This is a genomic window from Xenorhabdus sp. SGI 60 (assembly GCF_056632175.1).
This window is the reverse complement of record NZ_CP196860.1, coordinates 1,276,503-1,292,038: the sequence shown is the minus strand read 5'-3', so window position 1 is coordinate 1,292,038 and position 15,536 is coordinate 1,276,503. Positions and strand designations below refer to the sequence as shown.

The following is a 15,536-nucleotide window of genomic DNA, read 5'->3' as shown; positions in this document are numbered from 1 at the left end:
TTTTATTACAGCAGAATGAGTTATCGCTGTGCAGTTTATGAACTTTCCTTCATGAAATTATCAGGATGAAAAATAATGTCTGCTCATCTCCCCACAGGGTATATTCCACAAACTTGCGAATCTTTATCACATTATCTCACTAAAAATTTACCAACAACCATTTCACCAGGCGGTTCCCCTGAAACCTGGCAAATTCAAGAAGTGGGTGATGGAAATCTTAATTTAGTCTTTATCGTCTCTGGAAAAGAAAAAACGATTGTCGTAAAACAGGCCCTGCCTTATGTACGGGCTGCGGGTGAATCATGGCCGCTTTCCCTTGTTCGTGCGCATTTTGAATATCATGCCCTGATTGAAGAAAAAAAAGTCGCCAAAGAATATGTTCCTGATGTCTATTTTTATGATGAGAAAATGTCGCTCTTTGTCATGGAGTATTTATCTCAGCATATCATCCTGCGCAATCGCCTGATTGCCGGAGAAAAACTCCCCCATCTCGCTGAAGATATGGGCATTTTCCTTGCAAATACGCTGTTCTATACCTCTGATATTGGTATGGCTGGTAAAGATAAAAAAAATCTTGTTGCTCGCTTCGCTAATAATCATGAACTTTGCAAGATCACTGAAGATCTGATTTTTACTGAACCCTATTTTAACGCAGAGAGAAATAGCTGGACTTCCCCCCAACTTGACGATGAGATCGACTCCATTTGGCAAGATCGAGCACTTATTCAAGCCGCCATGCAGTATAAGTATCAATTCATGACGCAAGCACAAGCTTTGCTGCATGGTGATCTCCATTCCGGCTCAATCATGGTGACGTCAAATTCCATCAAAGTTATTGATCCAGAATTTAGTTTTATGGGACCAATGGCGTTTGATATCGGTAACTATATCGGTAATTTATTAATGGCTTACTTCGCCCAGCCAGCCCTGCGAGAAAATAATGCGCAATGCGTTGATTATCAAACATGGCTTTTAGGACAAATAGAAACAACCTGGTCGGTATTTGAACGCCATTTTCGCCAATTATGGAATGAAAAAGAGATTGGCGATGCCTATCCTATCGTACTTTATCAACAGGGTACATTCGATGCTTCCTTCTTAAAAACAGTGCAAGATGACTTTCTATCCACCCTATTTAAAGACACACTCGCCTATGCCGGCTTAGAAATCAATCGGCGTATTGTTGGGTTTGCCGGTGTTGCCGATTTCAAACAAATTGAAGATCAAAACCAGCGCGCTATCTGTGAAAAACGAGTACTGAAACTGGCACGAGAATTGATAGTCAATGGAGAAAATTATCCCACTTTTTCGCTAATCAGACGTTATATTGCACAGTGTTAAGAGGTTGATATGAAAATTAATGGTATTCATTACCGTTCTGTTTGGCTTGCTGACGATGGTTATATCGTCGAAATTTTCGACCAAACCAAACTTCCTTTTGAAGTGCAGACGATTCAACTACGCACTATGCAAGATGCTGCAACAGCCATCAAAGAAATGTGGGTACGGGGAGCGCCGTTGATTGGTGTCGTCGCCGCTTATGGTATGGCTTTGGCAATGCATCAAGAAAGTAGCGATAAAAGTCTGCAACAGGCTTACAATGTTTTGGTGAAAACTCGTCCTACTGCGATCAATTTAAAGTGGGCCTTGGAGCGCATTTATCGAGCATTAGAAAATATCGAACATTCACAACGTGAAGCAATGGCTTATCGTATCGCCAATGAAATTGCAGATGAAGATGTGGAACTCTGTCGCAAAATTGGTGAGTACGGATTAAAAATAATCCAGAGTATCGCAGAAACAAAATCAACAGGCGAAACAGTCAATATTTTGACTCACTGCAACGCCGGCTGGCTCGCAACGGTAGATTGGGGAACTGCTCTGGCGCCAATTTATATGGCACATGATGCCGGACTCAAGGTTCATGTCTGGGTTGATGAAACCCGCCCACGTAATCAGGGAGGGTTAACTGCTTTCGAATTAGGCTCACATGGCGTACCACATACTTTAATTGCTGACAACGCCGGTGGGCATTTGATGCAACATGGCAAAGTGGACCTCTGTATTGTTGGCACAGACCGGACAACGGCCCGCGGCGATGTATGCAACAAAATTGGTACTTACCTCAAAGCATTAGCAGCCAAAGCCAATCAAGTGCCTTTTTATGTTGCCCTGCCATCTCCTACACTGGATTTTACAATCTGGGATGGCGTAAAAGAAATTCCCATTGAGCGGCGTTCAGGTGAAGAACAATCCCACGTATATGGCATCACACCTGAAGGTATACGAAGCTGGGTCAATACAGCGCCACATGGAACATCCTGCGAAAATTATGCTTTTGATGTTACACCTGCTGAACTTATCACCGGATTGATTACTGAACGTGGGATTTGTGATGCCAGTGCGGCAGGAATACAGGCGCTTTTCCCTGATCTGTGTGGGTAACCTCATTATCATGCAAGGTAAAAATGATGACTAGAGAGCAAATCGCCCAAGAGATTATTGAAACTTGTCTCAAAATGAACGCACTCGGATTGAACCAAGGGACATCGGGCAATATCAGTGCCCGCTATCAAGACGGTTTTCTGATTACCCCCAGTGGCATACCTTATGAAAAGCTAACGGCTGATCAAATCGTATTTGTCAGTCATCAGGGGGAATATGAAGCCGATAAGGTGCCTTCAAGCGAGTGGTATTTTCACCTCTCTTGCTATCAAACACGTTTTGATCTCAATGCCGTTGTACATAATCATGCTGTTAATGCCACGGCAGTCTCTATTCTCAATCATGCCATACCCGCTATCCACTACATGGTTGCCGTTACCGGAACTGATCATGTTCCTTGCATTCCCTATGCCACTTTTGGCACAGCTGAATTAGCTGACAATGTAAAAAAGGGGATCACATACAGTAAGGCATTATTGATGCAGCATCATGGCATGATCGCAATGGAAGTTAGCTTGGAAAAAGCGCTATGGCTGGCCAATGAAATTGAAATACTGGCACAACTTTATTTAAAAGTGCTGCCAATTATGGGGACAGTTTCAATACTTTCTCCGGCAGAAATGCAGCAAGTGCTGGAAAAATTCAAAAGTTATGGGCTAAAGGTAAAATAGCCGCGAGGTTTTGTATATCAGAAGAAAAAGTATCAAGGGGATATGATCCTAGGGTAAGCGAGTGCCTGATAAGAAGTGCTGGGATGAAGTGGTGGGCAATACCAGATTCGAACTGATGACCCCCTCCTTGTAAGGGAGATGCTCTACCAACTGAGCTAATCGCCCACTTCATATCTTGCTACCTAAATGGTGGGTCGTGCAGGATTCGAACCTGCGACCAATTGATTAAAAGTCAACTGCTCTACCGACTGAGCTAACGACCCAATTAGGTAATTCTGATTTTGGTATCTAAATGGTGGGTCGTGCAGGATTCGAACCTGCGACCAATTGATTAAAAGTCAACTGCTCTACCGACTGAGCTAACGACCCAATTAGATAATTTTGATTTTGATATTTGAATGGTGGGTCGTGCAGGATTCGAACCTGCGACCAATTGATTAAAAGTCAACTGCTCTACCGACTGAGCTAACGACCCATTCTAAATATCAATGTGATACCGGAGACGAAACAACCCGATGAAGTGGTGGGCGATACCAGATTCGAACTGATGACCCCCTCCTTGTAAGGGAGATGCTCTACCAACTGAGCTAATCGCCCACTTCATGATGACTATTAACGACATCAATACCACTGATTTATGATTGGTGGGCGATACCAGATTCGAACTGATGACCCCCTCCTTGTAAGGGAGATGCTCTACCAACTGAGCTAATCGCCCAATCATAAAATCATTTTTATCACTACGAGAAATATGGTGGGCGATACCAGATTCGAACTGATGACCCCCTCCTTGTAAGGGAGATGCTCTACCAACTGAGCTAATCGCCCGTCGTGATGGAGTCGCATTATAGGGATAGTTCGAAGTGAGTCAACGCTTTTTATCACTAAAACAATCGTTCGTCGTAAAATTAAACAGAATGAAACAATTATAATCACGTCATGGTATTATTTAGATGGGTTATTTTAGCTTTTCTCAATAACCTGCCGTTAACGCCATTGAGGAATTGAAGTGCAGTGATAAAATAACCCCCACTGTTGTTACTTCAATCATCCAACACGCTCTCTGATAAAGAGAAACGTAATTAAGGCAATTCCTGATGAGTAAAATTAAAACCCGTTTTGCACCAAGTCCTACTGGCTATCTACATGTTGGTGGTGCGCGTACTGCTCTTTATTCCTGGTTATACAGTCGCCACAATAAAGGTGAATTTGTTCTTCGCATCGAAGATACCGATCTGGAACGTTCTACCCAAGAAGCCATTGACGCAATTATGGACGGGATGAACTGGTTAAATCTGAATTGGGATGAAGGCCCTTATTACCAGACCAAACGTTTCGACCGTTATAACCAGGTTATTGATGAAATGTTAGAGCAAGGTACTGCTTACCGCTGCTATTGCTCTAAAGAGCGTTTGGAACAATTGCGTGAAACTCAGATGGCTAATGGTGAAAAACCACGTTATGACGGAAAATGCCGTGATAGCGAATGCCTGCATAGTCACGATGAGCCACATGTTGTGCGTTTCCGCAACCCACAAGAAGGGTCTGTCATTTTTAATGACAGCATCCGTGGCCCGATTGAATTCAGTAACCAGGAGCTGGACGATTTGATCATTCGCCGTACCGACGGCTCACCAACTTATAATTTCTGTGTGGTTATTGATGACTGGGATATGGAAATTACCCATGTTATTCGTGGTGAAGACCATATCAACAATACCCCACGTCAGATCAATATCCTAAAAGCGCTCGACGCACCTGTCCCAGAATATGCCCACGTTTCCATGATCCTCGGCGACGATGGTAAAAAACTGTCCAAGCGCCACGGTGCAGTCAGCGTAATGCAATACCGTGATGATGGTTATCTGCCAGAAGCATTGTTGAACTATCTGGTTCGTCTGGGCTGGTCACATGGCGATCAGGAAATTTTCAGCGTTGAAGAGATGACTACACTGTTTAGCCTTGATGCCATCAGTAAATCTGCCAGTGCATTCAATACGGAAAAACTGCAATGGTTGAACCACCATTACATCAATACCCTGCCAGCAGAAAAAGTTGCTGTACATTTAGCATGGCATATTGAACAGCAAAATATTGATACTCGCACGGGTCCAGAACTGGTTGATTTGATCAAACTGTTGGGTGAGCGCTGCAAGACCCTGAAAGAAATGGCTGAATCTTGCCGCTATTTCTATGAAGAGTTTGCCGAGTTTGATGCGGATGCGGCGAAAAAACATCTGCGCCCTGTTGCTCGCCAGCCACTAGAAGTTGCCCGTGCGAAACTGGCCGCGATTACTGAATGGACACCTGAGAATATCCATCACGCTATTCAGGCTACCGCTGACGAGCTGGACGTTGGCATGGGTAAAGTCGGTATGCCACTGCGTGTTGCTGTAACAGGTGCGGGTCAGTCTCCGAGCGTTGATGTAACAATCCACGCGATTAACCAAGCTCGTTCATTAGCTCGTATTGATCAGGCTCTGGCTTATATTGCCCAGCGTGAAGCGCAATAAAATAAATAATCATTTACCGATGTTACGTCATAACGTAGCGTGAATAATCAAGGCACTCAACTTATTACAGTGCCTTGATTTTTTGTCCTCAAAACGGGTCATTGACGGCTTTTTCAGCGCTTACACGGAGAATATTAATGAATTCATTGACAGAATTCTCCGGTTTTCATATGATTCGCCCCGTTCTACAGGATTTTGATTTGGGGCTATAGCTCAGCTGGGAGAGCGCTTGCATGGCATGCAAGAGGTCAGCGGTTCGATCCCGCTTAGCTCCACCAAATACTTATCTTACTTACTCATCAGAGTAATCAGTATTTGGTATTCAAAACCTGAACCACATTTGTGGGGCTATAGCTCAGCTGGGAGAGCGCTTGCATGGCATGCAAGAGGTCAGCGGTTCGATCCCGCTTAGCTCCACCAAAATTCTCAATCCTTGAAGACACAAGTTTTCAGGGATTTTTTCTTTCAACGGTTTTACCAGCGCGTCCAATCCTTCAATTTTTATTGCAAGCGTCATTTCCATCAACTCTCCCAGTTTTCCCTGTGGGAACGCCCCCTTGCGGGCAAACCAAAGTAAATACTCTTCCGGCAAATCAATTAGCATTTGCCCTTTGTATTTACCAAATGGCATAGCTGTATTGGCTATTTCCAACAAGTTTTCTTTGTTCATCATATCAACCTTATTATCTCACTATGAATATAAAAAAAGTGGCATCTGCCAGGACACCACTTTCGATTGTTTTTTATCAAATCCAATGACACAGATTAGACGCTCAAAATCAGTCCGGTAATTGCTGCGGACAGGAAACTCACCAGCGTTGAACCAAACAGCAATTTCAAGCCAAAGCGCGCAACAGCATTACCTTGTTGTTCATCCAGCCCTTTAACAGCGCCAGAAATAATCCCAATGGAACCAAAGTTAGCGAAAGAAACCAAAAATACGGACAGAATACCTTTCGAATGTTCACTTAGTTGAGCAGACATCTCTTGCAGGCTCTGCATCGCCACAAATTCGTTAGAAACTAACTTGGTTGCCATGATACTGCCGACTTTCAGCGCTTCATCACTTGGAATACCAATGATCCATGCAAACGGATAAAACACATATCCCATACATTCCTGGAAAGTGATACCAAATACCAGATGGAAAATTGCATTAATGCCTGCAATCAAGGCAATAAAGCCGATCAACATCGCAGTGACAATCAAAGCAACTTTGAAACCCGCCAGAATATAATCGCCCAGCATTTCAAAGAAACTTTGCCCTTCGTGGAGGTTGCTCATATGGATATCTTCTTCATTCTCAACAGAGTAAGGGTTGATGAGAGATAAGATGATAAAAGTGCTGAACATATTGAGGATCAGTGCCGCAACCACATATTTTGCATCCAGCATCGTCATGTAAGCACCGACGATAGCCATAGATACGGTAGACATTGCCGTTGCCGCCATCGTATACATCCGGCGCTCAGACATTTTGCCCAGCACATTTTTATAAGCAATAAAATTCTCTGATTGCCCCAAAATCAATGAACTGACCGCATTAAATGATTCCAGTTTACCCATGCCGTTAATTTTAGACAGCACTGTACCTATTACACGAATGATAATGGGTAGTACTTTGATGTGTTGCAAAATACCAATCAGGGCGGAGATAAAAATGATAGGACACAATACATTCAGGAAGAAAAAGGCCAGATTTGCTTCTATCATGCCACCAAAAACAAAACTGGTCCCTTTCGCTGCATAAGACAATAGATGGACAAATAAATCGTCAAATCCTTTAACGACTCCCAAACCGACGTTAGAATTCAGGAAGAACCAGGCCAGAAAGAGTTCGATTATCAGCAGCTGAATAATATAACGAATCTTAATATCCTTCCGGTTATTACTTGCCAAAACCGCCAGGCCGCCAATGACCACTAATGCGAGTAAAAAATGTAAAACATGAGATATAGCCATAAAGAAGAACTCCAAACACGATTCTGTGCAAATTTACATCTGTATTCTATGTAACACATAATAGTAAATTTTGATTACTGTCACATTAATTTACTATTTAGGTGGTTACATGTCTCTATTTAGCTAACTCGATCACACTTTAATAATCGCCGCCCTAAATAGAAGACATATTATTCACCTAATAAACGGAGCATTTCCTCTTCATCAATAACGTAAATTCCCAGCTCATTAGCCTTAGCTAATTTAGAACCCGCAGCTTCACCTGCAATAACCAGATCTGTTTTCTTAGACACACTTCCTGTCACTTTTGCGCCTAAAGCAGTCAGCTTATCTTTAGCTTCATCTCGGGATAAACGGTTCAGTGAACCCGTCAATACTACTGTCTTGCCAGCAAATGGATTGTTGACTTCATCAAAGTTCAGACTTTCAGTCGATTCCCAATGAATACCAATATTGTTAACCAAATCATCAATCACCACCTGATTGTGTGGCTCATTAAAGAAATTCACGACATGGCGGGCAACAACACTTCCCACATCTTGCACCGCAATCAGTGCCTCCATGTCCGCTGCACGTAATTTTTCTAACGTGCCAAAATGTGCAACCAGGTTGGCGGCTGTCGCTTCACCAACTTCACGAATACCCAAAGAGTAAATAAAGCGTGCAAAAGTGGTTTTCTTCGCTTTCTCCAAGGCATTAATGATATTTTGCGCAGATTTAGGTCCCATTCGCTCAAGACCTGTTAATTTCCCGGCGGTCAATCGGAAAAGTTCAGCTGGCGTTTTGACATATTCTTTATCCACAAGCTGTTCAATAATTTTTTCGCCCATGCCATCAACATCCATAGCACGACGGGAAACAAAATGTTTCAGTGCCTCTTTGCGCTGCGCTCCGCAGAACAAGCCTCCTGTACAACGAGCGACTGCTTCACCTTCGACACGCTCTATATCGGAGCCACAAACCGGACAATGTACGAGAAAAATCACTTCCTGAGTTTCTGCTGGTCTGTTTTCATAAACAACGCCCACGACTTGCGGGATAACATCTCCGGCACGACGAATAATCACCGTATCACCAATACGCAGCCCCAGACGTTCAATTTCATCTGCATTATGCAGCGTGGCATTACTCACCGTAACACCTGCCACCAATACAGGCTCCAGACGAGCAACCGGAGTAATGGCGCCAGTACGCCCTACCTGAAACTCGACATCACGAATGATAGTCATCTGTTCTTGAGCCGGAAACTTGAAAGCCGTCGCCCAACGTGGCGCTCGGGCAACAAAGCCCAACCTTTCTTGTAATTCGAGGGAATCAACCTTGACGACAATTCCATCAATATCAAAGCCGAGTGTCGGCCGCTTCTGCTCAATGTCACGGTAAAAATCCATCACCCGTTGAGTGCCCTGGCATAACTTCACGTTGTCATTGACAGGCAATCCCCACCGTTTGAATTGCATCAGGCGTTCATAGTGACTTGCTGGTAACTCTCCGCCTTCCAGCACACCAACCCCATAGCAATAGAAAGTAAGTGGACGCTTGGCAGTAATGCGAGGGTCGAGCTGACGCAATGATCCAGCCGCCGCATTGCGGGGATTGGCGAAGACTTTATTTCCAGTACGACGCGCTTCTTCGTTGAATTTTTCAAACCCGGCTTGTTTCATAAAGACTTCACCACGGATTTCGACGCTAGCGGGAATATTATCCCCTTTCAAACGCAAGGGAATGGCACGGATAGTACGGACGTTGGCGGTAATATTCTCCCCCGTTGTCCCATCACCACGAGTCGCAGCTTGTACCAATTCCCCATTTTCATACAGCAAACTGACCGCCAAACCATCAAGTTTTAGCTCACAACAAAACACCAAATCCCGGCCATCTTTCAGACGATCACGAACGCGTTTGTCAAATGCCAGGTAGCTCTCTTCATCAAATACGTTGTCCAGAGACAACATAGGGATCTCATGGCGTACCTGCTCAAACGCCGTTAACGGTGCTGCTCCCACTCGCTGGGTAGGAGAATCCGCAGTCACCAGTTCTGGATGCTGCTCTTCCAGCGCTTTTAATTCTCGCATCAAACGATCATATTCTGCATCAGGGATCTCTGGCGCATCCATAACATGATACAAATATTCGTGATGACGTAATGTTGTTTTTAATTCATTGATTTTTTGGATAATATTTTCCATGATTTATCACCAGAGATGAAAAACCCCCGACTAGCGGGGGCTTGATACTAAAAAAGAAGGGTTATTCACTGACATTGAGCGTATCACGGATACGCGCCTTATAGCGTTCGATCATCTGTGGTGTCAGCAACTTGCGCTCACCATCCAGAACTACGCCTCCCACATCAGCAGCGATGCGCTGGGCCGCCTGTAACATCAGTTTAAAATTCTGATGGGAATCACCATATGAAGGCACAAGCATAAATATGGAAACGCCAGGTGTAGTGAAATCGACCATTTGGTCTGGGTCAAACGAACCAGGTTTTACCATGTTAGCTAAACTGAACAACACAGCACCGCTACCCGATGGGTTTAGATGGCGATGAAAAATATTCATCTCACCAAACCGGAAGCCTGACTGTAAAACGCTTTGGAACAGTACTTCACCATTCAGCTCCTGCCCATGATGAGCGGCCACATGCAACACCAACACGGTCTCTTTTTTAGTCTGTTCAGATTTAGACTGTGCTTCATTTTTCGCTGCTTTTGGCTGCCCTTCCACAATGTCAGAGTCTGCTACACTGGTTTCTTTCGATTCAACGGACTCAACCGGATCAAACAAGCCAAGTTGTGGTTCTTCCTGTTGATCATCGACATCTTTCACCTTGACTGTAGAAGCATCAGATTGATGCCTGGCAAGTAAAGGATCAGTACCATCATCAGGCACTATGGCCGACGATTCAGACGCATGACGTTCGATAACCGGCTCTGCACGATGTTCAGTCTGCGGTTTCGCCGACTCCTGAACATTCGATTTTGGCGTATTATCAAACTGTTCATCGCCATCATCATCCTTTGGCTCTTCCTGACGCCCCTGTTTATGACGTTTAACTGGGCGATCACGAAAGAGTGATGAACGCTCTTTACGGCTGGTCCACAACCCATGTAATAGCAATGCTATTATGGCTATCGCACCAACAACGATTAATATCAGACGCAAATCCTGCATCATTGCTATCTCTGTTGTTTAAATTAATTGCCATCACGGCGGAATATTCTTTAGATAAGAGTATTTGTCAAATAGGACAAGTGCAAGTCTCTACGTACTTTTCTTACCATAATGAGAGAATTTCTCTGTTTTTTCGGATGTTTTTTACTCATAAAACGACTAGTCAGTAGAAAATCCTGCCTATATCATACCGTCTCAATCATCTAAGAGAGAATAAGAAAATATGACGAATTCGACAAAGTTGCCAAAACATGCGAGTGGATTTCACTATATTGCCCAAGGTTGGCAACTAATAATCCGTCCTGGCATTAAGAGATTCGTTTTATTACCTTTATTGGCTAACATCTTATTGCTAGGTGGTTCATTTTGGTGGCTATACCATAAACTGGGTGACTGGATACAATGGACTCTCGATAAAATACCAGACTGGATGCAATGGTTAAGCTATTTGATTTGGCCAATTGCAGTTATCTCTATCTTACTGGTTTTTACTTATTTTTTCAGTACACTGGCTAATTTTATCGCTTCGCCATTCAATGGCTTGCTGGCAGAAAAACTGGAGGCTGACTTAACAGGCATTCCGACACCTGATACTGGCGTTATTGACTTATTCAAAGACACGCCCCGTATTTTGAAACGCGAAGTAGTGAAAATTCTTTACTATATTCCGCGTGCATTTATCCTACTGTTACTTTACTTCATTCCAGGAATAGGCCAAACCATCGTTCCCCTCCTTTGGTTTATTTTCAGTGCCTGGATGCTGACAATCCAATATTGTGATTATCCGTTTGATAACCATAAAGTCAGTTTTACCACCATGCGCAATACGTTACGCCAAAATAAAATAGATAACCTGCAATTCGGCACAGCGGTAAGCATTCTGACTATGATCCCAATTGTGAACCTGTTTATCATGCCCGTTGCGGTTTGTGGAGCCACTGCGATGTGGGTTGATCGCTACCATGCTCAACATGCCCTGAATCGCACATCATCAAACTAATTTAGTCGCCTGTTGACTACCTTCTGCCTACTACATCAAACAAAGCCCCTGACAAATTATAAGCATATCAGAGGGCTTTGTTTTTGCAAAAATTCATGCCAATCTTAAATAATCAGAAGAATATAAAATGACCATCAATTATTCTTTTATATAATAAGAATAGACTGAAACCTTATTTCCATAAATAGGATGTTAGCGTATGGTTAATCAGTATTTACGGTATGTTAGGGGCAATCGAACAATGAGCAAAATTTATGAAGATAATTCGTTGACTATTGGTCACACTCCGCTAGTACGTTTAAAAAATTTCGCAAATGGTCGCATCTTGGCAAAAGTAGAATCCCGTAACCCCAGCTTCAGTGTCAAATGCCGCATTGGTGCCAATATGATTTGGGATGCTGAAAAACGTGGCATTCTGACCAAAGATAAAGAACTTATCGAGCCAACCAGTGGTAATACAGGGATTGCACTTGCCTATGTTGCAGCTGCTCGTGGTTATAAGCTGACATTGACCATGCCTGAAACAATGAGCCTTGAACGACGTAAATTGCTGAAAGTACTCGGCGCAAATTTGGTGCTGACCGAAGGTGCAAAAGGCATGAAAGGCGCGATTGAGAAAGCTAACGAAATCCGTGACAGCAATCCTGACCGTTATATCCTTCTGCAACAATTCAGTAATCCTGCCAACCCGGAAATTCATGAAAAAACCACTGGCCCTGAAATTTGGGAAGATACTGATGGTAATGTAGACGTTTTTGTTGCTGGCGTAGGAACTGGCGGCACAATCACGGGTGTTGCCCGTTACTTAAAAAATACGCGGGGCAAACAAGTGACTATCGTTGCGGTAGAACCCGAAAGTTCACCTGTTATCAGCCAAAAATTGGCGGGTGAAGAACTTAAACCAGGCCCACATAAAATTCAGGGAATTGGTGCTGGCTTCATTCCTGATAACTTAGATTTAACATTAGTTGACCGTGTATTTAAAATCAGCAGTGAAGAAGCGATGCAAGTTGCACGGGAAGTCACTGAAAAAGAAGGAATTCTTGCTGGCATTTCTTCAGGGGCGGCTGTTGCAGCGGCTGTCAAAATAGCGCAAGAAGAAGCCTATAAAGACAAAAACATCGTGGTAATTTTGCCTTCGTCGGCTGAACGTTATCTCAGTACAGCACTGTTTGCTGACTTACTCAGTGAGTAAAAATTATACTTAGAATTTTTCACTACCTTGACAAAAAGGCACCTCCAGGGTGCTTTTTTGTGCATCAGATCAAAGTTTAAAACTTTCCTAGATGATTTATTCAAGTAGCTTTAGTATTTAACCAGTAATTATTTTGATGCACGAAATTAATCGCCAACCAGACGTTATTCAATTAAAGCATTCTTCGGATAGCGTGTATTAACACCAAATCAACAATTGAGTACATCAAGTATGTTAATTTTTTGATAATGATTATTATAATCCCACTAAATTTCAAGTTAAAATTAGCCACGCAATAACTTGAAAAGCGAAGGGAATACGCTTTACTTCATTATCATTTTAACGGTTGTATAAGCCACAGAGAATTCAGCTATATCCAATGGAATTCTCTGTGGCTTATCAACGAATATTTAAGTTATTGAGGAAATACTATGTTCCAGCAAGAAGTTACTATTACTGCACCAAATGGCCTCCACACTCGCCCTGCGGCACAATTTGTCAAAGAAGCAAAAGGCTTTGCTTCTGACATTACTCTGACTTCTGGAGGCAAGTCTGCCAGCGCAAAAAGCCTGTTCAAATTACAAACGCTGGGATTGACTCAAGGTACAGTCGTAACGATTTCTGCTGAAGGCGAAGATGAACAACAGGCTGTTGAACATTTAGTTAAATTAATGGGTGAATTGGAATAATCGTCCGTTCAATTAAACCAATCTATTCCATTCAGTTTATCCCCAGGCCAATAAAATCTGGGGATATTTAGGGTTTCCCCTAAGTCTTAATGAAAGGTAATCACCCGCAGTAAGGTCATATAATATGATTTCAGGTATTTTAGTATCACCAGGAATTGCTTTCGGTAAAGCGTTATTACTGAAAGAAGATCCCATCATTATCAATCATAAAAAAATTATTCCTGAACAAGTTGAACAAGAAATTTCCCGCTTTAAGCAAGGCCGTGACAAATCTTCCGCACAATTAGAGATTATTAGAGAAACAGCCGAAAAAAATCTGGGTGCAGAAAAAGCTGAAATCTTCGAAGGCCATATTATGTTGCTGGAAGATGAAGAGCTAGAGCAGGAAATTATCACACTGATTAAAAAAAATCTGTTAACAGCAGATGCAGCCGTTCATTCCGTTATTGAAGATCAGGCCAATGCGCTGGAAGAACTGGATGATGAATATTTGAAAGAGCGAGCCGCCGATGTCCGTGATATTGGTAAGCGCTTACTGAGAAATATTCTGGATATGCCAATTATCGACTTAGGTTCCATTGAAGAAGAAGTCATCTTGGTTGCCAGTGACCTGACCCCATCAGAAACCGCACAACTTAATCTGGACAAGGTATTAGGCTTCATCACTGATCTTGGTGGCCGAACGTCACACACTTCCATTATGGCTCGTTCTCTGGAATTACCGGCGATTGTTGGCACAACCAATGCGACCAAGCAAATCCAAAATGGCAATTACCTGATTCTGGATGCCGTCAATAATCACATTTATGTGAACCCATCTGATACTGAAATCGAGAAACTGAAAACGGCGAAAAGTGAGTATCTGACAGAAAAAACCGAACTGGCGAAGCTGAAAGACTTACCTGCCATCACATTGGATGGTCACCAAGTTGAGGTTTGCGCCAATATCGGTACGGTGCGTGACATTGCCGGCGCTGAACGCAATGGTGCCGAAGGTATTGGTTTATACCGTACTGAATTTCTATTTATGGATCGCGATTCGCTGCCAACCGAAGACGAACAATTTGAAGCTTATAAAGCAGTTGCAGAAGCTGTTGGTAATCAAGCCGTCATTATCCGTACAATGGATATTGGTGGCGATAAAGACTTACCTTACATGAATCTGCCAAAAGAAGAGAACCCATTCCTTGGCTGGCGCGCGATCCGTATTTGCCTTGACCGTAAAGAGATCTTACATTCTCAATTACGTGCTATCCTGAGAGCTTCTGCATTTGGTAAACTGCGCATTATGTTCCCAATGATTATTTCAGTTGAAGAAATTCGGGAATTGAAAGTTGAGCTTGCGTTACTCAAAGAGCAATTACGCAATGAAAACAAAGCATTTGATGAATCGATTGAAGTAGGCATCATGGTGGAAACGCCTGCTGCTGCAACCATTGCTCATCATCTTGCAAAAGAGGTTGACTTTTTTAGTATTGGGACAAACGATCTAACTCAGTATACTCTTGCGGTAGACCGTGGTAATGAGCTGATTTCTCATCTCTACAACCCAATGTCACCAGCAGTGCTGAGCTTAATCAAGCAGGTTATTGATGCTTCACACGCCGAAGGTAAATGGACAGGCATGTGTGGAGAGCTTGCCGGTGATGAACGCGCCGCGTTGTTGCTCCTTGGCATGGGGTTGGATGAGTTCAGCATGAGTGCAATATCAATTCCACGCATTAAAAAGATCATCCGTAATACTAATTATGATGATGCAAAAGCACTGGCAGAGCAGGCCTTGACTCAGCCAACAGCAAAGGAATTGATGGATTTGGTTGACACCTTTACCAGAGAAAAAACACTCTGCTAAGAATTAGCCAGAATACGGTCCCATTAAACAAT

At 43.1% G+C, this 15,536-nt stretch carries 11 protein-coding genes, 9 tRNA genes and 1 pseudogene; 10 read left to right on the top strand and 11 right to left on the bottom strand.

What is annotated here, in order from left to right:
- Positions 1–75 precede the first annotated feature (75 nt).
- The 3 genes from mtnK to ACSJJG_RS06360 are packed head-to-tail and all read left to right on the top strand — an operon-like array spanning position 76 to position 3,116.
- Entirely contained in the window at positions 76–1,341 is a 1,266-nt protein-coding gene (gene mtnK, locus ACSJJG_RS06370; protein WP_481088820.1) for an S-methyl-5-thioribose kinase, read from the top strand.
- Between the two features lie 9 nt (positions 1,342–1,350).
- Positions 1,351–2,445: an S-methyl-5-thioribose-1-phosphate isomerase gene (gene mtnA / locus ACSJJG_RS06365; RefSeq protein ID WP_481088819.1), complete on the top strand. Its 1,095-nt coding sequence runs from the start codon at positions 1,351–1,353 to the stop codon at positions 2,443–2,445.
- 26 nt (positions 2,446–2,471) lie between these two features.
- Positions 2,472–3,116: an L-fuculose-phosphate aldolase gene (locus ACSJJG_RS06360; RefSeq protein WP_481090390.1), complete on the top strand. Its 645-nt coding sequence runs from the start codon at positions 2,472–2,474 to the stop codon at positions 3,114–3,116.
- Between the two features lie 89 nt (positions 3,117–3,205).
- Here the strand turns inward: ACSJJG_RS06360 and ACSJJG_RS06355 are convergent.
- The 7 genes from ACSJJG_RS06355 to ACSJJG_RS06325 all read right to left on the bottom strand — a co-directional run bounded on the left by ACSJJG_RS06355 (position 3,206) and on the right by ACSJJG_RS06325 (position 3,944).
- Positions 3,206–3,281 (bottom strand) — tRNA-Val (locus tag ACSJJG_RS06355).
- A gap of 22 nt (positions 3,282–3,303) precedes the next feature.
- Positions 3,304–3,379, bottom strand: a tRNA-Lys gene (locus ACSJJG_RS06350).
- Between the two features lie 30 nt (positions 3,380–3,409).
- Positions 3,410–3,485: transfer RNA gene (locus tag ACSJJG_RS06345), tRNA-Lys, on the bottom strand.
- 30 nt (positions 3,486–3,515) lie between these two features.
- Positions 3,516–3,591 (bottom strand) — tRNA-Lys (locus ACSJJG_RS06340).
- A 46-nt stretch (positions 3,592–3,637) separates the two neighbouring features.
- Positions 3,638–3,713 (bottom strand) — tRNA-Val (locus ACSJJG_RS06335).
- 45 nt (positions 3,714–3,758) lie between these two features.
- Positions 3,759–3,834, bottom strand: a tRNA-Val gene (locus ACSJJG_RS06330).
- Between the two features lie 34 nt (positions 3,835–3,868).
- Positions 3,869–3,944: transfer RNA gene (locus ACSJJG_RS06325), tRNA-Val, on the bottom strand.
- 269 nt (positions 3,945–4,213) lie between these two features.
- Here ACSJJG_RS06325 and gltX point away from each other — a divergent pair.
- The 3 genes from gltX to ACSJJG_RS06310 all read left to right on the top strand — a co-directional run bounded on the left by gltX (position 4,214) and on the right by ACSJJG_RS06310 (position 6,049).
- The gene (gltX, locus tag ACSJJG_RS06320) at positions 4,214–5,629 is read left to right on the top strand and encodes a glutamate--tRNA ligase (RefSeq protein WP_481088818.1); all 1,416 of its coding nucleotides are present in this window, start codon (positions 4,214–4,216) and stop codon (positions 5,627–5,629) included.
- Positions 5,630–5,831: 202 nt separating this feature from the next.
- A tRNA-Ala gene (locus ACSJJG_RS06315) sits at positions 5,832–5,907 on the top strand.
- 66 nt (positions 5,908–5,973) lie between these two features.
- Positions 5,974–6,049, top strand: a tRNA-Ala gene (locus tag ACSJJG_RS06310).
- A gap of 43 nt (positions 6,050–6,092) precedes the next feature.
- Here ACSJJG_RS06310 and ACSJJG_RS06305 read toward each other — a convergent pair.
- The 4 genes and pseudogenes from ACSJJG_RS06305 to zipA form a co-directional block, all read right to left on the bottom strand.
- Positions 6,093–6,299: pseudogene (locus ACSJJG_RS06305) on the bottom strand (DUF3820 family protein); the annotation flags it as partial.
- 95 nt (positions 6,300–6,394) lie between these two features.
- The gene (locus ACSJJG_RS06300; RefSeq protein WP_481090389.1) at positions 6,395–7,585 is read right to left on the bottom strand and encodes a NupC/NupG family nucleoside CNT transporter; all 1,191 of its coding nucleotides are present in this window, start codon (positions 7,583–7,585) and stop codon (positions 6,395–6,397) included.
- Positions 7,586–7,761: 176 nt separating this feature from the next.
- Positions 7,762–9,780: an NAD-dependent DNA ligase LigA gene (ligA, locus tag ACSJJG_RS06295; protein WP_481088817.1), complete on the bottom strand. Its 2,019-nt coding sequence runs from the start codon at positions 9,778–9,780 to the stop codon at positions 7,762–7,764.
- Between the two features lie 61 nt (positions 9,781–9,841).
- The gene (gene zipA / locus ACSJJG_RS06290) at positions 9,842–10,771 is read right to left on the bottom strand and encodes a cell division protein ZipA (protein ID WP_481088816.1); all 930 of its coding nucleotides are present in this window, start codon (positions 10,769–10,771) and stop codon (positions 9,842–9,844) included.
- Positions 10,772–10,991: 220 nt separating this feature from the next.
- Between zipA and cysZ the strand changes: the two genes are divergently transcribed.
- From cysZ to ptsI, 4 genes are all read left to right on the top strand, one after another.
- Positions 10,992–11,768, top strand: coding sequence for a sulfate transporter CysZ (gene cysZ, locus ACSJJG_RS06285; RefSeq protein ID WP_481088815.1), 777 nt, complete (start codon positions 10,992–10,994; stop codon positions 11,766–11,768).
- Between the two features lie 241 nt (positions 11,769–12,009).
- The gene (cysK, locus tag ACSJJG_RS06280) at positions 12,010–12,963 is read left to right on the top strand and encodes a cysteine synthase A (protein ID WP_481088814.1); all 954 of its coding nucleotides are present in this window, start codon (positions 12,010–12,012) and stop codon (positions 12,961–12,963) included.
- Positions 12,964–13,394: 431 nt separating this feature from the next.
- Positions 13,395–13,652: a phosphocarrier protein Hpr gene (ptsH, locus tag ACSJJG_RS06275; RefSeq protein ID WP_047767271.1), complete on the top strand. Its 258-nt coding sequence runs from the start codon at positions 13,395–13,397 to the stop codon at positions 13,650–13,652.
- A 124-nt stretch (positions 13,653–13,776) separates the two neighbouring features.
- Positions 13,777–15,504 (top strand): phosphoenolpyruvate-protein phosphotransferase PtsI, encoded by a 1,728-nt coding sequence (gene ptsI / locus ACSJJG_RS06270; protein WP_481088813.1) that lies wholly within the window; start codon positions 13,777–13,779, stop codon positions 15,502–15,504.
- Positions 15,505–15,536: the final 32 nt, after the last annotated feature.